25 protein-coding genes and 1 pseudogene are annotated in these 24,627 nt (G+C 55.7%); 19 read left to right on the forward strand and 7 right to left on the reverse strand.

Annotated elements, in window-relative coordinates; all coding sequences use genetic code 11:
• The first annotated feature begins 82 nt into the window (after positions 1–82).
• Positions 83–748, forward strand: a complete 666-nt coding sequence (locus DHN12_RS14330) for an SDR family NAD(P)-dependent oxidoreductase (protein ID WP_108860811.1) — start codon at positions 83–85, stop codon at positions 746–748.
• A gap of 5 nt (positions 749–753) precedes the next feature.
• Here the strand turns inward: DHN12_RS14330 and DHN12_RS14335 are convergent, their stop codons facing one another.
• Positions 754–2,211: an MORN repeat-containing protein gene (locus DHN12_RS14335; protein ID WP_108860812.1), complete on the reverse strand. Its 1,458-nt coding sequence runs from the start codon at positions 2,209–2,211 to the stop codon at positions 754–756.
• Positions 2,212–2,358: 147 nt separating this feature from the next.
• On the opposite strand from DHN12_RS14335, the gene DHN12_RS14340 reads away from it, so the two are divergent.
• From DHN12_RS14340 to DHN12_RS14350, 3 genes are all read left to right on the forward strand, one after another.
• Positions 2,359–4,017 carry an NAD+ synthase gene (locus DHN12_RS14340; protein WP_108860813.1) on the forward strand — a complete coding sequence of 553 codons (1,659 nt, stop codon included), beginning with the start codon at positions 2,359–2,361 and terminating at the stop codon, positions 4,015–4,017.
• A gap of 343 nt (positions 4,018–4,360) precedes the next feature.
• Positions 4,361–4,585 carry a hypothetical protein gene (locus DHN12_RS14345; RefSeq protein ID WP_108860814.1) on the forward strand — a complete coding sequence of 75 codons (225 nt, stop codon included), beginning with the start codon at positions 4,361–4,363 and terminating at the stop codon, positions 4,583–4,585.
• Positions 4,586–4,739: 154 nt separating this feature from the next.
• The gene (locus tag DHN12_RS14350) at positions 4,740–6,068 is read left to right on the forward strand and encodes an FAD-binding oxidoreductase (protein WP_108860815.1); all 1,329 of its coding nucleotides are present in this window, start codon (positions 4,740–4,742) and stop codon (positions 6,066–6,068) included.
• Between the two features lie 4 nt (positions 6,069–6,072).
• On the opposite strand, the pseudogene DHN12_RS24830 reads toward DHN12_RS14350, so the two are convergent.
• A pseudogene (locus DHN12_RS24830) lies at positions 6,073–6,177 on the reverse strand (MBL fold metallo-hydrolase); the annotation flags it as partial.
• 157 nt (positions 6,178–6,334) lie between these two features.
• On the opposite strand from DHN12_RS24830, the gene DHN12_RS14360 reads away from it, so the two are divergent.
• The 8 genes from DHN12_RS14360 (at position 6,335) to DHN12_RS14400 (ending at position 12,770) form a co-directional block, all read left to right on the forward strand.
• Positions 6,335–7,621 (forward strand): site-specific integrase, encoded by a 1,287-nt coding sequence (locus tag DHN12_RS14360; protein WP_108860816.1) that lies wholly within the window; start codon positions 6,335–6,337, stop codon positions 7,619–7,621.
• A complete protein-coding gene (locus DHN12_RS14365) occupies positions 7,618–7,803 on the forward strand; it encodes a hypothetical protein (protein ID WP_108860817.1) in 186 nt (61 codons plus the stop codon). The genes DHN12_RS14360 and DHN12_RS14365 overlap by 4 nt, the downstream gene beginning before the upstream one ends.
• 81 nt (positions 7,804–7,884) lie before the next feature.
• Positions 7,885–8,148 carry a hypothetical protein gene (locus DHN12_RS14370; RefSeq protein ID WP_108860818.1) on the forward strand — a complete coding sequence of 88 codons (264 nt, stop codon included), beginning with the start codon at positions 7,885–7,887 and terminating at the stop codon, positions 8,146–8,148.
• A 104-nt stretch (positions 8,149–8,252) separates the two neighbouring features.
• The gene (locus DHN12_RS14375; protein ID WP_108860819.1) at positions 8,253–8,555 is read left to right on the forward strand and encodes a helix-turn-helix domain-containing protein; all 303 of its coding nucleotides are present in this window, start codon (positions 8,253–8,255) and stop codon (positions 8,553–8,555) included.
• Entirely contained in the window at positions 8,552–8,806 is a 255-nt protein-coding gene (locus DHN12_RS14380; protein ID WP_108860820.1) for a hypothetical protein, read from the forward strand. The genes DHN12_RS14375 and DHN12_RS14380 overlap by 4 nt, the downstream gene beginning before the upstream one ends.
• A gap of 290 nt (positions 8,807–9,096) precedes the next feature.
• A complete protein-coding gene (locus tag DHN12_RS14390; RefSeq protein ID WP_108860822.1) occupies positions 9,097–9,330 on the forward strand; it encodes a hypothetical protein in 234 nt (77 codons plus the stop codon).
• Between the two features lie 288 nt (positions 9,331–9,618).
• The gene (locus tag DHN12_RS14395) at positions 9,619–12,276 is read left to right on the forward strand and encodes a hypothetical protein (protein WP_108860823.1); all 2,658 of its coding nucleotides are present in this window, start codon (positions 9,619–9,621) and stop codon (positions 12,274–12,276) included.
• The gene (locus tag DHN12_RS14400) at positions 12,165–12,770 is read left to right on the forward strand and encodes a hypothetical protein (RefSeq protein WP_234416648.1); all 606 of its coding nucleotides are present in this window, start codon (positions 12,165–12,167) and stop codon (positions 12,768–12,770) included. The genes DHN12_RS14395 and DHN12_RS14400 overlap by 112 nt, the downstream gene beginning before the upstream one ends.
• A gap of 482 nt (positions 12,771–13,252) precedes the next feature.
• On the opposite strand, the gene DHN12_RS25080 is transcribed toward DHN12_RS14400, so the two are convergent.
• Both DHN12_RS25080 and DHN12_RS14405 read right to left on the reverse strand, forming a co-directional pair.
• Positions 13,253–13,387 (reverse strand): hypothetical protein, encoded by a 135-nt coding sequence (locus tag DHN12_RS25080; RefSeq protein ID WP_255415466.1) that lies wholly within the window; start codon positions 13,385–13,387, stop codon positions 13,253–13,255.
• Positions 13,388–13,824: 437 nt separating this feature from the next.
• Entirely contained in the window at positions 13,825–14,724 is a 900-nt protein-coding gene (locus DHN12_RS14405; RefSeq protein WP_058277262.1) for a LysR family transcriptional regulator, read from the reverse strand.
• 108 nt (positions 14,725–14,832) lie between these two features.
• Between DHN12_RS14405 and DHN12_RS14410 the strand changes: the two genes are divergently transcribed.
• From DHN12_RS14410 to DHN12_RS14420, 3 genes are all read left to right on the forward strand, one after another.
• Complete coding sequence (locus DHN12_RS14410) at positions 14,833–15,471, forward strand: glutathione S-transferase family protein (RefSeq protein ID WP_058277263.1); 639 nt, start codon at positions 14,833–14,835, stop codon at positions 15,469–15,471.
• The gene (locus DHN12_RS14415) at positions 15,468–15,944 is read left to right on the forward strand and encodes a nuclear transport factor 2 family protein (protein WP_058277264.1); all 477 of its coding nucleotides are present in this window, start codon (positions 15,468–15,470) and stop codon (positions 15,942–15,944) included. The genes DHN12_RS14410 and DHN12_RS14415 overlap by 4 nt, the downstream gene beginning before the upstream one ends.
• A 68-nt stretch (positions 15,945–16,012) precedes the next feature.
• A complete protein-coding gene (locus DHN12_RS14420; protein WP_108860825.1) occupies positions 16,013–17,986 on the forward strand; it encodes a pyridoxamine 5'-phosphate oxidase family protein in 1,974 nt (657 codons plus the stop codon).
• 170 nt (positions 17,987–18,156) lie between these two features.
• Here DHN12_RS14420 and DHN12_RS14425 read toward each other — a convergent pair whose 3' ends face one another.
• From DHN12_RS14425 to DHN12_RS14435, 3 genes are read right to left on the reverse strand one after another with little or no spacing between them, the layout of a single operon-like run.
• A complete protein-coding gene (locus DHN12_RS14425; protein ID WP_108860826.1) occupies positions 18,157–18,714 on the reverse strand; it encodes a TadE/TadG family type IV pilus assembly protein in 558 nt (185 codons plus the stop codon).
• A gap of 1 nt (position 18,715) precedes the next feature.
• Positions 18,716–19,249, reverse strand: a complete 534-nt coding sequence (locus DHN12_RS14430) for a TadE/TadG family type IV pilus assembly protein (RefSeq protein ID WP_108860827.1) — start codon at positions 19,247–19,249, stop codon at positions 18,716–18,718.
• Positions 19,246–20,904: a TadE/TadG family type IV pilus assembly protein gene (locus DHN12_RS14435; protein ID WP_108860828.1), complete on the reverse strand. Its 1,659-nt coding sequence runs from the start codon at positions 20,902–20,904 to the stop codon at positions 19,246–19,248. Before DHN12_RS14435 ends, DHN12_RS14430 begins: the two co-directional genes overlap by 4 nt.
• A gap of 369 nt (positions 20,905–21,273) precedes the next feature.
• Between DHN12_RS14435 and DHN12_RS25085 the strand changes: the two genes are divergently transcribed.
• From DHN12_RS25085 to DHN12_RS14455, 4 genes are all read left to right on the forward strand, one after another.
• Positions 21,274–21,408 carry a hypothetical protein gene (locus DHN12_RS25085; RefSeq protein ID WP_255415467.1) on the forward strand — a complete coding sequence of 45 codons (135 nt, stop codon included), beginning with the start codon at positions 21,274–21,276 and terminating at the stop codon, positions 21,406–21,408.
• A 552-nt stretch (positions 21,409–21,960) separates the two neighbouring features.
• Positions 21,961–22,185, forward strand: coding sequence for a hypothetical protein (locus DHN12_RS24455; protein WP_159090036.1), 225 nt, complete (start codon positions 21,961–21,963; stop codon positions 22,183–22,185).
• Entirely contained in the window at positions 22,169–23,317 is a 1,149-nt protein-coding gene (locus DHN12_RS14450) for a hypothetical protein (protein ID WP_159090037.1), read from the forward strand. Before DHN12_RS24455 ends, DHN12_RS14450 begins: the two co-directional genes overlap by 17 nt.
• Before the next feature lie 377 nt (positions 23,318–23,694).
• Positions 23,695–24,399, forward strand: coding sequence for an SDR family NAD(P)-dependent oxidoreductase (locus DHN12_RS14455; protein ID WP_108860831.1), 705 nt, complete (start codon positions 23,695–23,697; stop codon positions 24,397–24,399).
• Positions 24,400–24,627: the final 228 nt, after the last annotated feature.

The raw sequence follows: 24,627 nt of genomic DNA on the forward strand, positions 1-24,627 counted from the left end.
CGAATTTTCCTCCGGCATATGAAGAGATTTCTTTTTTCCCACATGTGTTGATCACGCATTGCCGACGGCTAGTTCAACCCGCATGGAAACAGCACTTATCATCGGCGCCTCGGGTGGGATCGGAGGTGCAATTGCCAACCGGCTTCGGCAACAGTCGGTCGACGTCACCACATTGTCCCGGTCACAGGACGGATTTGATTTGACCGACCCCGAGATCGTAGATCGGACGCTGGCGGGCGTTTCCGGTCCGTTCGACCTGATCCTGGTCGCGACTGGCGCTCTTGAGGTTAATGGTGCCACCCCCGAGAAAACCATCAGACTGCTATCCGCGCCGGCGATGATGGATCAGTTCGCGCTGAATTCGGTCGGACCTGCGTTAGTTCTTGCGCATGCCGCGCGCTTGCTGCCGCGCGACCGGCGCGCCGTCCTTGCCGTTTTGTCTGCACGCGTGGGGTCGATTGGTGACAACCGGCTTGGTGGATGGATCAGCTATCGGGCGTCCAAGGCGGCGCTGAACCAGATTGTCCGCACATCCGCGATCGAGCTTGCCCGGAGCCATAAACAGGCGATCTGCGTCGCCTTGCACCCCGGTACGGTCACGACAGCATTCACCCGGAAATATGTCGGGCGGCACCCAGCGGTTGCGCCTGATGAGGCCGCTGGGAACTTGCTAGCCGTCGCAGCCGCCTTGGACCCTGTTGATACGGGTGGGTTTTTTGACTGGGCTGGAAAGCCAGTACCCTGGTAGCTTGATTACCCGTCAGAGGCGGATGTATCAGGCTCGGTTTCGGTATCCGTCGCGTCGGGCGCACTTACGTTCTCACTGGGCAGGACTCCGTTTTCCCAAACGCCGGTTTCTTCCAGGCCATTGGCATAACGCATCGTGCCATTGCCGTGGCGTTTGTTATCCAGAAAGGTGCCTTCGTACACGTCACCGGTAGCATAAGTTGCCACACCCTGACCACTGATTTTGCCTTCGGCCCAGCCGCCGGTATAGCTGAATCCGCGTGGGGTCTTTATAGTTCCCTCGCCGTGACGCTGACCGTCTTGGAAATCACCTTCATAGGATGTTCCGTCCGGAAAGGTCGCCTTGCCTTTGCCCTGACGCGCGCCATCTACCCAGTCGCCTTCGTACCGATACCCGTTCGCGAATGTCAGAACGCCCGTGCCATGGCTCAGGCCGTTCTTGAACTTCCCTTGGTAAACAACACCGTTGGGATACGTGGCTTTGCCGTTGCCCTCAAAGATGCCAGCCGTCCATTCGCCGTCATAAACGGTGCCATCCGGATAGGTCTGAACGCCTTTGCCGTGCGGCAGATCTGCGCTGAAATCACCGGTATAGGTCGCGCCGTCAGGATAGGTGACCTCACCCAGCCCTTCGATCTGGCCGTCCACCCATTCGCCGGTGTAATCAAACCCGTCGGTCCCAAGAAAGCGTCCTTTTCCATGGCGGCGGTCATCGGCATATTCGCCCTCATAAGTCGCGCCGTTGGCATAGGTGGCCTTGCCATTGCCCTGACGGCGCCCATCAACCAGATCGCCCTCGTAAAGGTCGCCATTGGCCTGCAACAAGCGGCCCTTGCCGGTCATGCGGTCCTGAGACCAATCACCGGTATATGTCATGCCATCCGGAACGGTCAGAGTACCCTGGCCATCGCGCAGGCCGTTGTTGATTTGCCCTTCGTAGACGCTGCCTTGCGTCGAGGTGATTTTGCCCTCGCCGTGCTTGACGCCATCCTTCCAGTCGCCATCGTAGACGTAACCGCTGGGGTCGGTCAGAACGCCTTTGCCGTGATAGCGGGCGTCTTTGAAGCTGCCCTCGTATTGGACGCCGTTGGTGTATTTAGCAACTCCGGTTCCGTTGATCGATCCATCGGCCCAATCCCCCTCATAGCTGCCGCCGTCGGGGTAGATGATCTTGCCCTGTCCCTCGGGTTGCCCCTTCGCGAACATCCCCTCATAGACCGAGCCGTTGACATAGCGCGCTATGCCGTTGCCCTGAATTTCGCCTTCGACCCATTCGCCGACATATTCGAACCCGTTCGGCAGGCGGTAAGTGCCCTCGCCGTGGCGCAGGCCGTTCAGGAAAGTGCCCTCGTACACGCCGCCAACATCATCATCCGCAACGATAACCTGCCCGTCCTGCGCAAAGGCGGATGTGGCCAGCAAAGCCATCGCCGTGGCGGCCAAAGAAATGCGGATAGCGTTCATGGTTTTTCCTGCCTTGCCCGGTTGTCACGTTTTAAAGCAAAACTAAGATACCCGTGCGGACAGAGCAACGTGTTTTGCCGCATTTGACTTTCACTCGCGGTGCGATCTGCTAAATGGCATTAGGACTGACGAGGGCAAGAGGGCAGCATGGCCAACCGTTTCCGCATTACTCTGGCACAACTCAATCCCATTGTTGGGGACATCCAAGGCAATTTGGACAAGGCGCTTGCGGCGTGGAAGCAGGGGCGTGAAGCTGGTGCCGACCTTGTGGCTTTCCCCGAAATGTTCATTACCGGTTACAACACCCAGGACCTGGTGATGAAGCCGGTGTTCCACCAAGCGGCCATGGCAGCGGTTCAGTCGCTGGCTGCGCAATGTGCCGATGGACCCGCCATAGCAATTGGCGGTCCGTGGACAGAAGACGGTAAGCTTTTCAACGCCTACCTGATCCTCAAGGGCGGTCGCATCGGCAGCAAGGTGCTGAAACATCACTTGCCGAATGAAACCGTGTTCGACGAGGTGCGCCTGTACGACGCGGGCCCGTTGGGGGGGCCGTACTCGGTTGGCAACTCGCGGATCGGTAGCCCGATTTGCGAAGACAGCTGGCACCCGGATGTTTCGGAAACACTGGAAGAAACCGGGGCCGAGTTTCTGCTGATCCCCAATGGTTCACCTTACTTTCGCAACAAATATGATGTGCGCCTGAACCATATGGTCGCCCGTGTGGTCGAGACCGGTTTACCGCTGATCTATCTGAACATGGTGGGCGGTCAGGACGATCAGGTTTTTGATGGCGCGACTTTCGGCCTGAATCCGGGCGGAGAACTGGCCTTTCGAATGCCGGTCTTCGATGAGGCCGTAACACATGTCGATTTGGAGCGCGGTGATGAGGGTTGGCGTATTGTGCCTGCTGAAGTTGTGCCGCAGCCGGATGAATGGGAGCAGGACTATCACGCTATGGTCCAATCCCTGCGCGATTACATGGGCAAGACCGGCTTCAAAAAGGCGTTGTTGGGGCTATCGGGTGGAGTGGACTCGGCGTTGGTCGCGGCAATTGCCGTTGACGCAATCGGTGCGGAAAACGTCCGTTGCGTGATGCTTCCGTCGGAATACACCAGCCAGGCCTCGCTGGATGACGCCGAAGCCGTCGCCAAGGCGCTGGGCGTACATTACGACTATGTTCCGATCTCGGATAGTCGGGCGGCGGTGACAGACACTCTTGCACCTTTGTTTGCCGGGCTCGAGGCGGATTTGACCGAGGAAAACGTCCAATCCCGCCTGCGCGGTTTGCTGCTGATGGCGATCTCGAACAAGTTTGGTGAAATGCTGCTGACCACGGGCAACAAGTCCGAGGTAGCCGTGGGTTACGCGACCATCTATGGCGACATGAATGGCGGCTATAACCCGATCAAGGATCTGTATAAAACGCGCGTGTTCGAAACATGCCGCTGGCGCAATGCCAATCACCGTGACTGGATGATGGGCCCCGAAGGTGAGGTGATCCGACCGTCGGTCATCGATAAACCCCCCAGTGCCGAGCTGCGCGAAGACCAGAAAGACAGTGACAGCCTGCCGGACTACCCGGAACTGGACGCGATCCTGGAAATCCTGGTCGACCGCGATGGCTCGATCGCTGATTGCGAAGCAGCAGGATTCGAAGCAGATGTCGCCCGTCGCGTAGAGCATCTGATCTATATCAGCGAATACAAGCGGTTCCAGTCCGCACCAGGCACGCGCTTGACCAAGCGAGCCTTCTGGTTGGATCGCAGATACCCGATTGTGAATCGTTGGCGTGATCGGTCTTGAGCTGAAACCACGCGTATTTTTTAAGTCTCCGATCGTTTCCAAAAATGGTGCTTGATGGCACACTTTTGTTCATTGTCCCTATGGCGGGGGCAGTGCGTATCTAGATTCGGCTTAGGCCTTTTGACACGCTTGAAATCTGGACATTTTTCTGACACATTTTAGCTTAATTGCCGCCTCATGTGGGGCAGATGCGGCGCATTCTTAAGTGCCTCGGTGTTTATGAGCGAGTTTTGTTTGTTACGCATCATGAATTGCGTGTCTGTGTTAACGATTTGGTGTGAAAATGCGTGAGCAATACGATAGACCACTCCACTCGCCACTTCCGTGGCGTTCGATGGAAACCATGGGTCATGAACTAGACGAAGATCAGGTTGATTCTGCCATTGCCGACCTTTTGGGGGCTGAGATGCCGTCAGAGCAAAAATCGGAACCAGCGGAATCTGTGGCCTCTTCGGTTCTGCCTGAACTGCCTTCACAAGAAAGCATGGGTGAAGATTTGTCCGGCAACGATGCCGGACTGACAGCCACATTGCGTCAGAAGTGGGCTGAACTCTGCGGCGCGGCTTAACGGCCTGGACCTGTTCAATCCAACAGTGCCACAGATCATTCTGGCACTATAACCACAGCTTGTGAAAATTGTGATCCGTGCATCAGGCGGCATGTTGCCTATTGCCTGATACCGCGCATTCATTGCAGTCCGAGCAATGAAGTAAGAGCGGCGGATGCCCGGCCCAAAACCAACTCCTGTAGAACCTGATCTGCATCTGCCCAAGTCTGTTGACGTTGTGGTCATAGGCGGCGGGATCATCGGCGCATCAACAGCTTTAGAGCTGTCAGAGCGGGGCGCGTCGGTTTTGCTGTGCGAAAAAGGCCATATTGCGGGCGAACAAAGTTCCCGAAACTGGGGATGGGTGCGTTTGGGGCTGCGGGACCCTCGGGAAATCCCGCTCATGCTAGAAGCGCAGCAGATCTGGCAGGATCTGGATCAACGCACAGGGCGCCAAACCGGGTTTGCGCGTTCCGGCATCCTTTTTGGCGCCTCGGGGAAGCGGGATCATGCAAATCTTGAACGCTGGATGCGCCATGTTGAAGGTCTGCACACTGGCGCTCAGATGGTTTCGGGTGCTGAACTGGATGGCTTGCTGCCCGACAATCAATCGGGGTTGAAAGTTGCCCTGCACATGCCACGGGATGGACGGGCTGAACCGCAATGGGCCGCCCCTGCGATCGCTGAAGCCGCACGAGACAAAGGGGCGTGCCTGATGACCAACTGCGCAGTGCGCAGCGTTGATGTCGAGAACGGTTATGTCTCAGGTGTGTTTACCGAACGTGGTCGGGTGGCTTGTGCACGGGTGGTTCTTGCCGGAGGCGCGTGGTCGCGGCTGTTTGCGGGCAATGCGGGGATTGACCTGCCACAGCTTAAGGTTCTCAACACGGTCTTACGCACTTCACCGGTGAACGGGCCGGAAACAGCAATATGGTCAGATGACTTCGCGATGCGAAAAAGGGCCGATGGCGGTTATTCACTTGCATCCGGGCACGAGAATACGGTTGATATTGTCCCGGATAGTTTTCGGCTTGCGCTGCAGTTTGTTTCGGCGTTCCGACAGGAATGGCGATCCCTGCGGTTCAGGCTTTCCAAGCGCTGGGCGGCAGAGGCGAGCGAAGACCGATCATGGTTGCACACCGACGTCACGCCATTCGAACATTGCCGTGTGCTGGACCCTGAGCCCTCAGCCAAGGTCCTGAGGCAGACATGGGCACGCGCGCGCAAAGGGTTCCCGGCGCTGAAGCAGGCAGAGATCGTTCAAAGCTGGGCAGGTTTAATCGACGTCACCCCGGACGCCATTCCGGTGATATCCTCAGTCGATACCATGCCGGGTATGTTCATCGCCACGGGGTTTTCAGGCCATGGATTTGGGATCGGCCCCGGAGCCGGACGTTTAATGGCTGATCTGGTTTGTGAAACGACGCCATGCGTTGATCCGGCCGCCTTTCGCCTGTCCCGATTTACAGATGGTTCAAAGGTGCGGCCGGACCCGGGATACTAGGGAACTATCCCATCATCTGATAGCTGACGGGCACAAAGCGGAACCCATCGCCACGGGGTTCAACGAAGCCGGCCGCCGGAAATGGCATGTGATAGACCATCATATGCACCAAACCTCGTAAGCCCTCGCACTGAAAGGCGATAAAGCTAGTAAAAAAGGCAAAAGAAAACCCACGACTTCCGCAGGCCACGCATTGATTTCCGCTAGTGTCCGCATGTATTGTCCGCATAGCGTCCGCACCTGAATGATGTACCGAGGATGACGCTATGACGATTAACAAGAAAACCTTTGCCGCCGCCGTGCGGAAACGTGAGGCCGGTGCGCCCACGCCCATCATATTGAGAGACACGCAGGTGGAGGGCCTTGCGCTGGCTGTGAACAAGCGCAGCGAGGCGTGGCGCTTTCAGTACAAGCCGCGCGGCACCCGCCCAGACGGCAAACGCTACCCGACCCGCACCCTCACCCTTGGCAATCACGCGGAACTGACCCTTGAGGAGGCCAGAGCCGCCGCCGTAGCCGCCAAGGCTGCGGTGCGTGGTGGTGCGGACCCGGTTGAGGACCAACGCCGCGAGACCGCCCAGCGCGTGGCCGAACGACAGGCACAAATGACGTGCCGCGAACTGATGGACCCGTTTATGGCCGATTTCGCCGAGCGCCGTTCCAAGGCCCGCAAGGGTCGAAAGCTGGACGAGGCTTACGTGGGTTCAATCCGGCGCGGTGCCGAGCATGTCCTGAGCGCGCTGGGCGTGATGGACCTCACACCCGACTGCATCACCATCAAGCCGCTGCGCGCCCTGTTCAGAAACCGTGCTGGGACGAACTGGAATATTCGCTACCTCGCCATCAAACGGTTCCTCGACTACGCCGTGGCCGAGGAGATGATCGACGGCAACATCGCCCTGATGGTGGAGCGTCCTGCCACGGGTGCGGCCCGCGCGCGTGTCCTGGGCGCCGAGGAACTGCACACGCTCTGGCAGGAGGCCGAAAACCTTGACCCGGTGCGCCGTGACTTCCTGCGCTTCATGATTTGCGTCCCGTGCCGCATCAGCGAGGGGCTGGCCCTGACATGGGACCAGATGGACGCGGACCTGACCGAATGGACCCAGCCCGACACCACGACCAAGAACGGGGTGGAACACCGCTTTGCGTTGCCGCCACAGGCGCGCGAAATCCTCGAACGTCGCCGGGAGGTCAACCCCAAGGGGCCGGTGTTCCCAAACCGGTCGGGCCGCGTGTTCGCCAGCCAGTCGAACCTGAACCGCATCATCCATGAGGGAACGCGGAGCGTCACCGATTGGACCATTCATGATTTGAGGCGCACATTCGCCAGCTTGCTGGGCGAGAGTGGGGCCAGTTTTCCCGAGAGTGTTGTGGATGCGGTTCTGAACCACATGCAGAGCGGGACACGAGGCGGGGTTCTGGGCGTCTATCAGCGCGCGGAACGGCGCAGGGAACAAGCCGCCGTCATGATGGCGTGGGGCCGTCTCCTCGCCAGCATCATAGACCCACAGGCCGAGCGTGAGACGGATGTGGCGCTAGGGGGTTGGTCATGACCAAGCCGAAACCCAACCCGTTCGCCAACGCCCAGCGCGTCGATACCATCGCCGAAATCATGCGCCGCCTGAAAGTGAGCCGGAAAGAGGCCGAGCGACTGGCGGCGCTGCCACCGGGTGAGGTGGGCGCGCTGGACTTCGCTGCGCTGCGTCTGCTGAACCTCGACGGGCCTGACCCCTGAGAGGATCACATCGAAGCGAATGCGGCCTATACGTTTGCGCGCAGCGCCCATGAGGATGCGGCACCCATCGTCAGGCAGCGGATGCGCTCCGTAGGGGGTTCCACGACAAAACGCAGAGCCGCCGAGCGTATCGAACGTGCTTTCGCCATCATTGAGGAACAGGTTGGAAAGATGCCCCGGCGTGACGCCATCGACATGGCGGTGAAAGAGACGGCCCTAGCGATTCGGAACCATGCCGCCGTGACGCACTATCACGACGCGCTCGCGCTGGGCGCTTCGCCGGATGAGGCCCGAGAGGGCATCAAACCGGGCAAGTGGACCGCCTTTAAACGGTCCCTAAAGTAATTACTTTTTTACGACCGCTAAGCCTCGTCAAAACTAGCTGTATCCTTCTGCGAAAATGTCCTTTTTATGGGGTGTCACCAATGTCTTGAACAAGGTGACACCCAATGCCCAAACGAACATGGAGCGAGACCCGCAACAAAGTTCCTAGCCGGGACGCCTCCTATTCCTTTCATCCCATGGCGGACTGCACAGTGGTTGAGGCTGCGGCCCTGACCCGCTGCAATCCGTCCACGATTTACCGCCTCATCAATCGGGGCGAACTGCTGGCCTACAGCTGCAACGGCCTCACCCTGATAGAGGGCGAGAGCATCGTTGCGTTCAAAGAGCGGAACCGGATTCAACAGGGCGACATGCCCGAGATCAATGAGCCCAACGCCACACCGAAATCGAAAGGGGTGGCAGCATGAGCGCCTATATCCTACCCCTCCCCGACCCATGCCCTGAGCGCGTGTCCCGTAAGCGCGGGGCCGAACTGCTGGCCATGGCCGGGTTTGAAACCTCACCCCGTTCCCTCGAACGGTGGGACTTGCCCGTAATCCACCTGAATGGCCGAGCCACATACGACACGCGCGCCCTGTTCGCTGAGGCCCAGCGCCGCGTTGACGTTGAGGGTGCGCGCTCACTGAACATGTTCGGGAGGGATGACCACGCCGCGTGAGTTGGACCTCCCCGAACGCATCAAGGCCGCGAACATGCTGGGATGCCGTCTGGTCGTCCACAGCGATAGCGAGGCCGCAGGGCTGCGTGAAGTCGCGTGCCGCCTCGAACTGCCCATGCCTCGGGTCACACTCCGACCGCTCAGCGATGTGAAGGGGGTGCCACCGTGTCACACGAACGAATAAGCGCCGCCCAAAAGGACGACGCCCACTCGATGCACCGTCGATCACGAAAGTGCCTCGACGGGTCCGAGAGTAGCGTGTCGCAACCCCACGACCAAGGGGGTATGTAATGCAGCCCTCCGAAATTCAGCGAAAACACGACTTCCTGACACAATTGCGGGCTCTGGCTCATCAGCATCGCGCGACCCTCGTTCACTCGCCCGGTCGATACAAGGTCAAGCGCGGCGACGTGACGCTCACGGTCAAGCATGACCCGAGTGAGCCCGAGGCCGAACTTTCCCGAATTGAACAAGCCCTGTTCGGGGCCAGTGAGCGCATCGCCGAGCGTGTAGCCCGAGGGTAGCACATCCGCGAACAGCGCCCGACAGAGGTTCCGCCACAGCGGCGTCGGCGTCGGAGGACCCAGCCATGAGTAGTCACCGCTGCACCCTCGTCAACGGGGCCAAGGGCTGGCGGTTCGAGAGGGGTGACCACGCCGTTTTCGCCTCGCGCGCCCCCCGGAAACCAGAACGGCACCTCGCGGCGCTGGAACAGACCCAAAACCCAACTCACAAAACAAACGCCGCCTAACGCGGTTGATACCCCGGCGCGCTGGGCTGGCCCCGCGCGTCCAACAGGAAGGAACGCCGCGATGGCTCCTAAACAGATCAAATACACCAACATCCAGTTGGTGGACCCAAAGACCGGCGGCAAGCATTACCGCCGCGACGCGGACGGGACGCTGCACAAGGAAACGGTGGGCTACCTAAACGAGGGAAGCGCCTACGTGGATGGCGTCGCGGACATGGCCGAGTTCGCCGCAGTTTTGAACGACAAAGTAATACCGGGTGTGGATGTCATGGCCTACGGGTTGCCAATCGTTCCCGTGGACGTCGACGGCGTGGGTGTGTTTTCAAAGGCTCGCTACAGGGAACAAGGCATCACCCGAACCGAGAGCCATTTCGTTTGGAGCGACGGCCCCGGCATTATGGCAATGGACTACGACCCACGGGAGGGCCACGCGGTCCTGTCACCTGACGAACTGTGGGGGCAGTTGTGCCGGGTCATCCCCGACCTTGAGGAACATGACGTTGTGTGGGCACCGTCCTCATCCTCATTCGTTTACGACAGCGAGACCGACGAGCAATTGATCGGGCTGAAAGGGCAGCGCCTCTACATCGGTGTCGCGGATGCCACGGACATACCCCGTGCCGCTGACGTTCTGCTCAAGCGTATGTGGCTGAACAGGTTCGGCTACATTTTCATCTCGGGCAGCGGCGCACAACTCATCCGCGCTACGACCGACCCCTGCATGTATCAACCCTCGCGGTTGGACTATGCCGGTGGGGCCGTGTGCGGCGAGGGTATGGAACAGCGCCGCCCTGAACCCGCTCAGCTCATCAGCGAGGGTGAGCGCCTGATCGACACCCGCGAGGTCTTCAAAGACCTGACTGCGGCTGAGGAACGCACCTACACCCGCATGGTCGAGGAGGCGAAAGGCGCAACCGCGTCGGATGCCACCACCCAGCGCGAGATTTGGCTGGACCAATGCCTGATAAAGGAAGCCAACGCCATCGTTGGTGAGGTTGCCAGTGACGCGGAGGTCGACGCCGAGGTCGAACGGCTCGTCCAGCGTGGGCGTCGTACGGAATTGGAAAAACAGATTAGCAGCGAGCGCCCAATCCTCCACGCTTCATACGTGGTTTATCTCGCCCGCAGCGGCACACCTGTCACGGTCGGCGACATACTGAGAGACCCGGCCACATACGAGGGCGAGAATCTGTCCGACCCGCTGGAACCGGATTACGGAGGCGGGCGCGCGACCGCGATTGTGTACGCCCAAAACCGCCGCATCGTCAGCCAGGCGCACGGCGTCCAGAAAACCTACGTTCTAGGTAGCGACGAGGAATACAATGAGATTTGGCAGGCGCGCGTGGCGGACCAACGGGCGCGCTGGGCGCTGCATGTCGAGCGGGTCGGGAATGTCCTAGACCCAGATGCCATTGAACTGGCCCTAGCCGTCGAGGATAACCCCGAGGCCATCGCGGCGCTGGAACAGAAGGCACGGGACCAGAAAGCCAAGACCGAGTGGGACCGGGCGCGCAAACGCGCTCGCACTGTGTTCGTGACCGAGGCGGCGCGGGATACCGGCGACAAGGTGGTGATAGACACCGCTGACCCGAACCTACTCATGGATGGTGCACCGCTGCTTGAATCGTTGCTGGGCGAGGCGCGTCTTGCATTCTCTTATGGCGGCGTCGGTGTCGGTATCCGCAAGACCCGTTCAACTTACCTCACCACCACACGGCGTGACCACGAGGGCGAAGCCGTCCGCGACGAGGATGGCAAGCCGATTAAAGACCCGGCCCTTGTCGTTCGCACTGAACCCCTCACCACCGGGCATATGATCGGGCTTTTGCATCATATCGCTTATTTTCAGCGCGTGACACATTCGGATAGGGGCGTGATCGAAACACCCGTGTTCGCGCCCACCGGCCTCGTTAACCACATGACCAAATCAGTGGGACCAATGCTGCCCACCCTGAAAGGCGTGGCCTCGCATCCGGTGCTGTATGACGGTCAGTTGTTGTCCGGGTCTGGTTACCACGAACCCTCAGGCTTGTGGCTGGAAACTGGTGACACCGAGGTCGAGGAATGGGGCGACCCACAGGAGGCCGTCGCGTTCCTGCGCGATGAGTGGCTGTGTGATTTCCCGTTTGATACAGACACGGACTTTGCCGCCGCCCTGATGCTGGCGATTTCACTGTTGAAAAACAAAACCAGCCTTTACGGGTCTGCGATACCTCTCAACGCCCTGACAGCGCCCAGCGCAGGCATCGGCAAGTCCATCCTGCTCGACTGCCTCAATTGCGCCGTCACCGGCCAAATCGCCGCCATGACGCAGGTGCCTGACGACCGGGAGGAACGCGGCAAGCTGATCACCAGCACGGTCATGGAAAGCGCTTCGCTGCTCGCCTTCGATAACGTCCGCACCGGCTCGACCATCGGCAACAGCTACTGCGACCTACACCAACTCGTCACGTCAGGTATGTGGAACGGTCGGGTGCTGGGCGTGTCCAAGACCTACTCCGGGCCGTCCGGCATGGTTGTCGCCCTGACCGGCAATAACATCCTCATGGCCGGGATACTGCGTCTCGTGCCGTTGAAATCCGCCTCGTGCCGCGCGGCATCGAAAACATGGTCCTGCGTGACTTCAAGCACCCGGACATCCTCACATGGACGCGCGAAAACCGAGGCCGCATCATCGGCGCACTCGCCTGCATCGCCACCGCCAAGGTGGTCTCAGTAAAACCCAAGAGCCGGTTCCCTCAGTGGGAACGCGAGGTGGCCAGACCCGTGCTGAACGTGGTCGACGCACCGGACTTCTTCGACCTGTGGGTCGAGGCAGGGGAGGAGGATGTCAACGGGACCGCACCGTCCGGCCTAAGCCACCTCCTGCAAGCCATCACCCTGATCGAAGTCGGCGGGATGCTGCAGCCGCCCGAGGGTGAATGGATTACCGCTCAGGAAATCAACGCCCATGTCGGTGATCGCATCATGGAAAAGGCGTTTCCGGGCGACACGAGACCATCCATCCAAGCGGTGACAGGATACCTGAGACGCAACCGCGACACCAAGGTCGATGACGCCTACACGCTCAGGGCCGCGCGCATTAACCTCGGAAGTCGCACCGGTCGAAAGACCAGATGGGTGTTTCGTGTGGAGCGGACGAAAAATGCACCTGAAATCAGCGAAAGCGCCCGAATTCTCTTTTTGAGTGGGTGTGAGGGGGTAAAAAAGTGAAAAAAAGCTAAGTGCTTGATTTCATTGAGTGTGCGCCAAGTTGGGCCAAAAAGCGCCAACTCGTCCGCGCAGATATGTTTGGAAATACTCAAAACACGATTTCAGTTTTTACAAATAGAAGTGGGGGTGGCAGTAGGCGCGTATTGGCTCTTATTGGCGCAACCCATCATTTCGAGGCCCGCTCACGAACCGTCATGAGCGCAGGAAGCGCGCCGCACAGTCCTGCAAATCCTGGGTTGTCACCATAGAGGCGACGCGCCTCATATTCGAATTTCTGGACGGTAATCCGCCGCCGTGGAGGTCGCCACACGGTTGTTCGGTATCCTCGGCAGGGACATCCTTGCCTGTGCGGCCTGTGACACCTGCTGGCACTACGACCTGCAACCTGTTCTCCTAATTCGCATTCGAAAAGGCAATCGCCGTGACCGGACATATGTCGGGGCAGACTACCACGAGTGTATCCAGCGACATGGCGCAAAGTACTACTGCGCCGCTGACGTAGTGAGAATACGCGAGACGTGGCCTGCGTCATCCAACCCGCGAAACCCGAAACCAACGGCGATCAGGATACACAATGAGATCGGCCTGGTACCAGCATGCAGTGAGGCTTCGTCCATCGAAAGGTAGGCGTCGGGGTGGGTTTTGTCAGGTCAGGCAAAATCCCGAAAATACCCCCCACCCCGACAAAAACACGGGGGCGAGTGGAGCTTGGCCCCCACAGCCCGTCACTCCTTCCGAAAAAATTTTTGATTTTCTGAGAAACGCCGCGGCTGCCATCAGAACCCCGCCCACGCTTCCTTTTCGATTTTCCCGAATACAAAACCGCAGTCAGCGGCAGGCTAATCGCTCATCCGTGTCCGTTTCAAAGCCAGATGCAGACGTTCGCTGAAAAGTCATGAATGACCTCTTTGCGGACGAAGCGGCCATTTAGGTTATCGCACTCAATGTCCGCTTTCTCAATCAGGCTAGGTATGGCTCTATATACACATTCCATAAGCGCGCCGTCTTTCTCTTATGAAATTTGGGGACCTACCTGCACCAGATGGAAACGGCTTCATGTTCCGTCAGGGCATAATGCTGGATCACCTGCGAGGTGATCAATAAGCGAACGCACTCTGGTTGTGAGGTGCCGGTTTTGCGGAAAGAGTGCGGCAACAACATACGGTGTGACCCGGTATTCGGCAAAAAGCTCCACCAGCTGGCCAGATTGCAGAGCGTCCGCGACCGTATAAGCCGGGCATCGCGCGATTGCTGCACCCGCTGCGGCGATGCGGGCCGATCCTGCCGGAGCACTCATTCTAAAGCGCCCGTTCACTTGAACCGCCTCTTCTTGGCCATCAATGTCAAATTTCCAGATTGTCGGCTCTGTCATGTTGCCGTCGAGAATGCATTCGTGGGTGGCTAGAGTGCGTGGATGGGTCGGTTTACCTGCTCTCTCCAAATAGTCGGGTGAGGCACATACGACCAAGGGCATCCGACCAAGCTGCCGCACCTTAAGCGAACTATCACGCATCGGACCAATTCTGACGGCAAGGTCGATCCCTTCCTCTATTATGGACACCCTGCGATCCGAGAACTGTAGATCTAGTTCGACATTCGGGTGTTTTGCAGCAAATCGAGCGAGAGAGGGAGCGAGGCGCAATGTGCCAAAACCTGTGGGAGCGGAGATATGGATCGTGCCACGTAGCGACGCTTGTTCGTTTCTGACCCGTTCTTCAAGCTCATCAAACGCGTCGAGGAGCGGTGCGCACAACGCCAAGTAGGTCGCACCTGCATCTGTTAATGCCACGCTGCGTGTCGTGCGGTTTAGCAATTGAACACCGAGCGCGTTTTCCAAATCGGCTACATATTTGCTGACTAGACGCGCGGAGCGCCCCATCCGCTGCGCTGCGATGGTGAAAGAAGCGTTTTTTGCGACCAGCGCAAATGCGCGCATGCGATCAATCTTGTCCATGTCATTGCGCCCCCTCAGGGCTTAAAGTTACACCAAAAATGGCGATTATCTCACAATTATGCAACGGGTATTACCGTCTTAGAAGGTTCAAAATGACTGGAGACTCAGATGCCAAACGCCGTTCGTATTCACCATTTCGCCAAATCAGGTCACGCGCATCGTGCCTTGGTGTTCGCAAAACTTGCAGGGATCGCGCATGAAACCATTCCCGTTGATCTGGCAGCTGGTGCGCATAAGTCGCCTGAGTTTTTGGCGATGAACCCGAATGGGCAGGTTCCTGTTCTCGAAGATGGCGATGTAATTGTGCCAGATTCAAATGCGATCCTTGTCTACCTTGCGCGGGCTTATGCGCCTGACTGGATACCTAGCACTCCAATTGGTGAGGCTAAGGTTCAGCGTTGGCTCACACTCGCAGCTGGTGAAATTGCGTTTGGTTCATGCGCCGCGCGATTGATCACTGTTTTTGGAGCACCTTTGAACGCAGATTTCGCAGCCGCAACCGCCGAGAAGGCGATGCAGAAACTGGAACATGGACTTGAGGGCCGAGAATGGCTTGTTGGTGACCGCCCGACGATCGCGGATGTGGCGACATATTCGTATACAGCGCATGCGCCCGAGGGGAACGTTTCGCTCGACCCATATCCAAACGTACGAGCGTGGATATCCCGTTTCGAAGCTTTGCCTGGGTTTGAAGCAATGCCAGCTACCGCAGCTGGACTTTTAGCAGAGGCAGAGGCAGCGACATGACCGCAGAAGCGCCACGCTATCCGTTACCACCTTTCACAACGGAGTCGGCAATCGAAAAGGTCCGCCTTGCCGAAGACGGTTGGAACAGTCGTGATCCGGCGAAAGTCGCACTCGCTTACACGCAGGATAGCAATTGGCGCAATCGAGCGGAATTCCCGCGGGGTCGCACTCAGATCGAAGAATTCCTGTCGCGAAAGTGGGCCAAGGAACTGGACTATCGGTTGATCAAAGAGTTGTGGATCCATGACGGCAATCGCATCGCCGTGCGATACGCCTATGAGTACCACGATGACAGCGGCAACTGGTTCCGGGCCTACGGCAACGAGAACTGGGAGTTTGACGAAAGTGGCTACATGGAACGGCGGTTCGCCAGCATCAACGAACATCCGATCGCAGAGACGGACCGCAAGTTCCGCTGGCCTTTGGGGCGCCGCCCCGATGATCATCCAAGTCTAAGCGACTTGGGCCTCTAATCAAACTTTCAAGGGCATCAAATGCCCCTGAAAATTAAATCCAATGAAATCCGCGTGAAGGTCAGACAATGGCGCAGAAACATCAGTCGCACAAAGGGGAATTGCTGCTGCAAGAGCGGCGCAAAACACCCAAAGAGCTCATCGATGCCATTCCGCAATTCATCGATAGCAATATGCCGCAGCAGCACGCGGATTTCTTTGCTGGTCTGTCTTACTTGCCCTTGGCAACGCTCGACCAACAGGGGCGCCCATGGGTCAGTATTTTGGTCACAACCTCGGATGACGATCCTTCTGTCGGGATCAAGGTGTTGGGCGGCAACACAACGGATGTGGTTGCCGAGACCAACCCCTATGATCCATTTGCGCGCGCATTGCAGCAGGACTTGGCGTCTGCCGAAGAAGCGCGGCTTTTTGCTGGCGTTGGGGTCGATTTCAGCAACCGGCGGCGTAACAAAATCGCCGGGACAATCGGCGAGTCCATCGTCGAAAATACTGGAAAGGTGCGGCTTCGGCTTCATTCCGACCAGCATCTTGGGAATTGTCCGAAATACATCACTGAGCGCAGATTGGCGCACTTTCAGCGCGCGGCCGAACTGTCTTATGACAGCTTTGACACGATTACATCTGCCTTGCCCGCCAGCGCTAAAGCCTTGGTTGATCGCGCAAGCACGGTCTTTCTGGCGACAAGGCACATTGCTGAGAGCGATGCTTCGGACACTCTAACCGATATGGGTGTTAACCATCGCGGCGGTGCGCCGAGCTTTACCCGCATCTATGAAGAAGTCGAAGGTGATCAAGTAACAACTTATCTGGTTTTGCCTGACCATTCCGGCAATCGTTTTTACCAGTCTTTGGGTAACATCGAGACAAACCCTCAGGTCGGTCTCGTGTTTCCAGATTTCATCACGGGCCACGTCCTGTATGTCACTGGGGAGGCAGAAAATCTGTTCGCTGAGAAGGCAGAAACGCTTATGCCACGGGTGAGCCTGCTGACACGTATCAAAGTAACAGGGGCGGTCTTTGTCGCGGATGGGCTTAACCTAAAACTTACGTCTGAAGAGCAGTTTTCACCCTACAATCCGCCGGTAAAGCTCTTGCGGCAAGAATTAGAACAGATGGGGCATTCTGCGATGCCCTATGACGACGCTGCCGCGATCTCGGCTACGCTTGTCTCTACACAAGTTTTGTCCGACAATATTAAGACATTCACTTTTAAACTCTCATCGCCAGTCAATGCCCCTTTGCCCGGTGGGTTTGGTGTATTTGATTTCTCAGGCATTTTGGACGTCGGCTACAGCCATATGAACGAGGCGAACCCCCAGTTGGTGAACGAAGATTATATCCGAACTTGGACGCTTTCCAGCGCGCCAAGGTATGATCCGAAATTCAATACGTTCCGTGGGACCGATCATGTCAACGTCACCGTCAAACGCAAACCGGGCGGATTGGCGTCAAATGTCCTGCACGACAATGCGGACAAGCATATCGACAGGAATCTTCCGGTCGTCTTCAAGGGGGCTGGTGCAGGGTTTAGTTGTTTTGCAGAGGGGCACGACGGCACACCCCCTAGTGTCCCGCCAAAGATGCTTTGGATCGCGGGCGGAGTGGGCATTACGCCTTTCATGTCAATGTGGGACGGCATTCAGCAAGTGGCAAAGGCAAACCCAGATCAGACTTCTACTGACATCGTGCTTATGTTTACCGGGCGTGATGACGATATCGGCGTCTTGAACCACTTTGCGTCGCGACATGGCTCGCTACCGGATCAAGTGAAGCTCAGCATAGTTGCCTTTCAAAGCGTGAGCAGTCACCCATCTGCGGCACGATCCGTTCGGGACGGTCTGCGCGAAACGCTCTCCGACAACTTGCGGAATCTCGAAGAGCGACGCATGAAGATTAATGATTTCCGGACCGTCGCGGACCTGAGTGAGCGTGAAGTGTTCATGTGCGGACCTGCCGCTTTGATGAATTGGAGCGAAGAACTCCTCACCGAATTGAACGTTGACGAGTCGAGACGTCATCGAGAGACATTTACCTTCTGATTTCGTCATCCGTTCAGAAGTGGACATTGGTACCAGTAGCAGCATCGGTGAGTTTGGGCTCTTTAGTTGATTCCGCTGCGCCTTGATGGAACGGCCGCTGTTGATCTGAGGTAGTAACGCTTGGGCCTTGGTGGCACCTACGGGGACCCTTCGTTGCCGAGCTCAGGAACTTAGACGTTCGCTTTAATATTGTTTGCAAAGCGCGGTCGGGTGAAAATGAAGTTTTTCAGTTCGATATTGTCTAAGCCTACGCTAAAGATCGGGACAAGCGTGTTGGAGGTTTCAACCAGAATAAGCGTATTCTGATCCGACATCGGGGGAAGAAGATCTTTATATAGACCGATATCGTCGTCCGTTAACTTTTCAACATACTCGCCGCGAATTGCAGACCAGTTCACCGAATGATTGTCGTTGGCTGCATCGTAAAGAACTAACGAAATTCGAATTTTCAAATCCGTATCATTTGCCACCATTAATTTGAACATTTCCACCATCGAGTCAATGTATTCGCTATTGATCTCCCGAGTTTCTCGAGAAACTAGGTCACCGATCGTATGTGCTGCTTTGGTGTTCGAGGCATCCTGCCTATAAGCGTCGAAAAATGTATAACCCGCCATGATCGCCCAAAAGAGGATTGGGATGACAAGAGCGGCTTCGACGGAAATCGAGCCGTTTTCCCGGCCGAGGAATCGTTTTGAACAGTGTATCGGAAGTCGGTTAATCCTCATACTAGTTAGGCTCCTGTACGAAAACGGTTGTAGCGGTCAAAGCGTATTGACCTTCTTCGTTAACTATTGCCTTGCCCATAGCGGATGTCGGGAACATGGGATTGATCTTGGCGCAGGCCCGAAGAACCATCAACTCGTTCTCAAGGCCGTTTTGAAAAGTCCGCACAGGGCGCACTTCGTCGGACAAGTCAGTGCAGTCAGGGATGGTCGGTACTGTTATGGACGCAAATGGATCTTGACGGATCATTTCTAGACGCAAGCTGTTTTCACAATTGCTGATATAACCGGCTCGGTTGCAGATAACCGCCTTAATATCGTCATGCTGTGGGTTAATGCCGGTGTTCAGCCTAATGTCGCGAACGGTCATGTCGACAGCCCGCTCCAGTTGCGCGTGTTTCAGTGTTACTAAGCCAAGCTCCAATCCCGAAAGAACCAGGAAAAACACGGCAGGGAATATGATAACAAACTCGACAGTCACATTGCCGTCTTCCTTGCGGCGAAGCTCAGTTAGAGCGGAGAACATCCGGCGCATCATTGTGTCAACCTCAACATACGAACCGAGGACGCGATTGAAGTAAAGGCATCTGTGAGGTCAGGCGCCGATGCATCATAGTAATGACTGGCAGAGCTTGCGCAGCCTTGCAGTACCTTTTGACCGTTCGCAGGGGCATTGACGCTGACACTAAAGACAATCACGCCTTCATCTTTGGCTGCCTTGCATACGTGCTTGGTGCGCGCATCCTTGGCTACTGCATTTTTCTTGCTGAACGCGCTGCTTTCCCACTGCCCATAGGCACTTGGCGACTGGGTGAAAATATTGTTTTCGATGTATTCCAAGGACACAAGGTTCAGCAGCTCAACGTAGGACAACTGTACCGACTTGCCGGGCTCGTCTTCTTTAACGCATGAAGTTTTGCTGCCTTTGGTCGTGCAACGTGAGTCCCCGTTGCCGTAAGGGTGATCCTGCCAGCTGTTATCATGAGGCCACCAATACATAGGGGTGCCATTTGATTGGAAGACTGAGAAACGATCGGCTTCCTCATTGTACCACAAATCCGACAAGGTAGTACGCATCGAGGGGTTGAGCATGTGCTGATCGGTATTGTCCCCGTCGGACACCAGGATCAGAACTTTTAGAACGTTACTATTGTAATCCATTGGGCGGTATTTGAATGCTTCCGGGACGATACCATCACCATCTGCGGATACAGGAGTGGCCAGACCATTGATGACTGGGCGTGTGCTCGGATCCAGTAAAATAAGGCCCCAATTTGCACCGTTGTCCAGGCCAGAATCTTCGTCTGCCACTGGGTTGCTAAGCTTGGTCAAGCCATCGACATAGTCATGAAGCACTGTTTCATTGTTTTGGAATGGCAGGATCGCTGATCCAGGGCGGATTGGGCAAACGGGATTTTGAATCGGCTCTTTTGTCTCGGTGTAAGGGTCGAAATGAGCCGTTTGCTCCAGCACTCTGGTCAGAGAAAGATCAGGCTTGCTAAATTCATTGTCGGTAAAGTTGACGCAATGCGAGTGGCCATGAAAACGGTCGACATTGTAGTATTTCAGCAAATCTGCGCCAGCGTTAACCTGGCTGGAATACGGAATCAGGGAAAACGAAACTTCGTTGCTCCAATGCCCGTTTTTCTTTCCTATCTTTGTGATGATGTTTTTCGTTGCATTTTTTAATTGAAACAAGTCGATCGAGGTCGAAACGTCCAATACGATTGAGATTTCGGCAGCACCGACGCTTTCCTCGGCAGTGCTCGTTGCGGGTGCGATCAATGTATCAACACCAGAGAGGTGCATGAATTGGGTCTGTATCTCAGATTGGGCTGTCGCCGACACCTCTCGATAACCAGTGTCGTTGACTACATTGATATTGGTCAGATTTTCCAGAAGGCCCGCCTTTTCTAGGTACGAACGAACGACAGATTCTGGTTCCGCCTTTTGATCAAGATCCGCCGCAGCCAAAACAGACCGATCCAGCGTGTACTGCAAATTTGCACGTTCGCTCTCGTAGCGCATGAAATCGATACCAATTCCCACAAAGGCGACAATAGCCACAAACATTAATAGGGCGAATATAGTAAGCGCGCCATCCTCGTCGCTGGCAAGACGTCGAGCACCTTTCCACACACCGAATGCAGGAGAAACGCTAGAGCTTGTTGATTTTACAAATTTCGTAGGCATTTATAACCTCCTTTATCGGCGAAAAAGCTGCCATAAGTTCATTTCTATTAGGGGAAAGCTCGCAATTGCAGGTATTGCAATTACGGAAACATTTACTAGGGCATTGATTCAAAAGCCTTCTAAGCCTTTGGAATTAGGTTTATTTTTAAACTGAGAGCAACTCTATAAACTCTGTGATTTGAATATGTCAAAAATGCGGCGGCCTACTGGCCATTTGGAGGGATTATCTTTTATGGAATAAAAACGATTCATTAATGTCTGGTTAATATAGAGGCTTCAAAAATGGGGCTGCCTTCTTGAAAACGGCCATTCATCCCATCTGGCAGAGCACTCTGCAGCGCTGCGGTCAGCACCAAGGGCAACGCGCAGATGGTAGACTATGCAAACAAACATAGAAACACGCCTGCCTCCAAGCTGGTGATGGCATCCAGCAAGGCGCAAGAACAAGGGCCTCAGGACGCGATGAAGGCCGCGATTCGAGCCGCATTTGTGGCCAACCCATGAAAAAGCCGACCTTCGCTGCGCTATGTCGAATGAGCAGGTCGGGCTCGCAGCGGACGTTCAGTAATTTCAGCCCGATGTCTGCCTTGCGGACATTTCTGCCGTTTGCTGCGGCGCAGAGCTCCGGAACCAATTGAATGATTGCTCAGCAGGCGGAGTGGACGAACAGAACTATCTTTCGCTGTCTCGTCTGATAGCGCGGACCCTCATTGTCTATCTCAGGGCAAAAGCCTTCATCTACCACGGGATCGATATATAGCTTTCGGCAGACGCTCTATTTAGAAAAAAGGCCATTAGAAGAAAATACAACAATATTGGGGCAGCAAATATAGCCCTTCTTATCGTAGATTTTAGGGAGCTATTCTTGTCCGGGCCAAATGTTTCGGCCTCGGCGTCGTTTAAAGGCGGGAATATCTCCCTTTTGTTTTGCTTAACCATAGTCAACTCGTAAAAATAAACTATTTGCTATTTTTCAGACCTCACATTAACCGAGTGTTAACGCACCTATTATTTCCGATTTAGCGGTTTTTTTTGATCGCTGCTGGAAACAGAAAATTGAAAACTACTGCTATTGTTAACAGTTTTATTTTCCCAAGTGATTCTTTTGGAAATAAAGGCCAAGTTGTTAATATTCCATTAAAGATAGCGACTCCTGAAAGTCGAATAGCTGCCTCATTCTGGCCGTGTTTGAGCAACATTTTTAAGGATGGCATTCGTTCGCCGCCGCTGACCAGTATTTCTCTAAACGAAAAGGATTTCTACCGTGTTGAACTTCCTTAAAGTGAGCGTCTCCGCAATCGTACTGTCTACATTTGTAGTCGCGCCAGTCGTGACCGTTCTCGCTACCGATTACGCATACGCAAAAAATGGTAACGGCAAAGGTGGAGGTAACGGCGGCGGAAAAGGGGATAATGGAGGTGGCAACGGTGGCGGAAAGGGCGGCAACAACGGTGAAAAAGGTGCCAAAAGGGGATGGGGTTCCGACAAAACGCTGAACGGGGCAAATACGAAGTCTGCCAGCAAAAGTCGTAAGTCAAAGAGCGGCAGTCGTTTGGGTCGGGCTGTGAAGGAAGACTTTCAGGCCTTGGGCCGTAACCTGAAGCAAAACGGTGTCAAAGGTCTATTCAAAGGGAACAAGGCACGGACCACCACAACACGAACAAGTAAAGCGAGTGTCGCGCAATCCCCGAGACCACCAAGCAGAAAAGCAAAACTCCTTGATGATGGCACGCTTGCCCCGCGTAACCTCGGCAAACTGAATGGTGCCATTAACTCCAGTGTAAATGCAAAACTCGCGCATATCGCGAACGGACAGTATGCGAAAGGTACAGGGCCGGTGAGCCTGGCCGCTGGCCTTGCCGTAGCCGACGCAAATTTCAATCATGTCATGGGTGAAGATTACGACTTGAGCCCTGAAGAAGTGAAGGAAATTGCTGCGGCGTATGATTATTTGGACACGGCTCCAATGACGCTGGAGGAAGCTGAACAGGTTCTTGCCGATGAGGCGTCCACTCCCGGTACGATTGCGCCTGAAGATTTGGAAACCGCACAAGCGGTGAAAGATGCGCACGACGTAACAACAGATGAGGACGGAAATACGATAGCGCAACCGACGGACGATCAGTTGGCGGCTGCGGAGGCGGTGCATGACGCGGAGGCCAGTTTGTTGGGACATTACAAAGGCGATTTTTCTGAGGACAAAATCGTCGCGGAGGAACAGCAAGACCGCGTCCTCGGCGCGGTCCGTGACTCCAATCCCGATGAAGAATCGGTAAAATCCACACTTGGCATTTCGGATGACGGAAGCGTTTATGCCGACGGCCAGGAGGACGATGATGTTGATGGAGAACCGGAGGAAGTAGATCAAACCCCGGGTGGAGAGGCGGAAGACGAATTTGCAAGTAACGGCTGAACGTAAAGTTAGAGGCCCGAAGGCAAAGATTTAGACGCTATTTCGACAGTACCGGTCTCCCGTTGGATTGAAACTGATCCACTAGTTGGATGGCACTATCACCTCTTTGGGGGTCACCAAAACAAACCTTACGCGGGACTAACATGTCTGCTTTGGGCTCGGAGCAGACGTTCGCTACGAAGCGCGTCAATAACCGCTATGCGGACAAATTTGCCGTTGGCTCAATCGTTTCTGAGGACCGATCTCAGCCCAAACCCGACATTCAAAACAAGCCTTTGCAATTCTGGCTTTGCGAACTTTGCTGTCCCTCATCAAACGAACCAAAAGAGTTTTGTGCTACGATTGCAGAGAGACGAAAGCTGTAAGGAGAAGAAGTCATGGATGGCAAGGTTTGCGTCATCATCGGTTTTGGCCCTGGATTGGGCGCCGCATACGCTGAGATTTTCAAGCATGCCGGTTACTCTCTCGCACTGCTGAGCCGTTCGGGCGCCACATTCGGTGACGAGGGTTCAACTGATACGTCAGTTCGATTCTACAGATGCGACGCCGGAGACCCGGATAACTTGAAAAAAGCGCTTACCGCAGTCCAGAGCGATCTAGGGGAAATTGATGTCGTTATTTACAACGCAGACCTCGCACAGTTTGGAACGCTTGAAGACGTTTCGGAGATCGAGTTCGAGCAGAGCTGGCGCGTAGGGGCTCTTGGTCTTTTTGCCACCGCAAAGCTTCTAGGACCTCAGATGTCCGAACGTGGTTCCGGGGTGATCATCGTTTCGGGCGCGACCGCTGCACTTCGTGGGAACGTTTGGACGACGGTATTTGCTCCTTCAAAGTCTGCCCAACGTACGCTGGCAAATGCACTGGCCAAGCAGCTCGGCCCGCGGGGCATACATGTGGCGTATCTCGTTATCGACGGTGTGATCGACACCGAGGACACACGGACGAACTTTGCTCCAGATGAACCCGACGACTTCTTTATCAAGCCAGAGCGGATTGCGGAGACGGCTCTGATGTTGGCCCGACAAGACAAGTCGGCTTGGACGTTCGAGCTCGACATTCGACCCTTCGGAGAAAAGTGGTAGCTCTCTGACAACCCGAAGTTGACATCGAAATTGCTCAAACTAACGGTCTCTCACCAGTGAACAGCCTGGTCCAATATAGATCACCGATTTCCACATCTCTTCCGTCACTTTGCAGTTGTCGGTTCCTCTTCCTTGGTCATCTGTTCGGCTAAGTTTTCCGAGCGCTAGTCTCTTCAAAAAGATCGGCTTTTCACGGTCAAAAAATAATCTCCAAACTGCGTTCATCAT

The organism is Ruegeria sp. Alg231-54, from assembly GCF_900143525.1.
Taxonomy (GTDB): Bacteria; Pseudomonadota; Alphaproteobacteria; order Rhodobacterales; family Rhodobacteraceae; genus Ruegeria.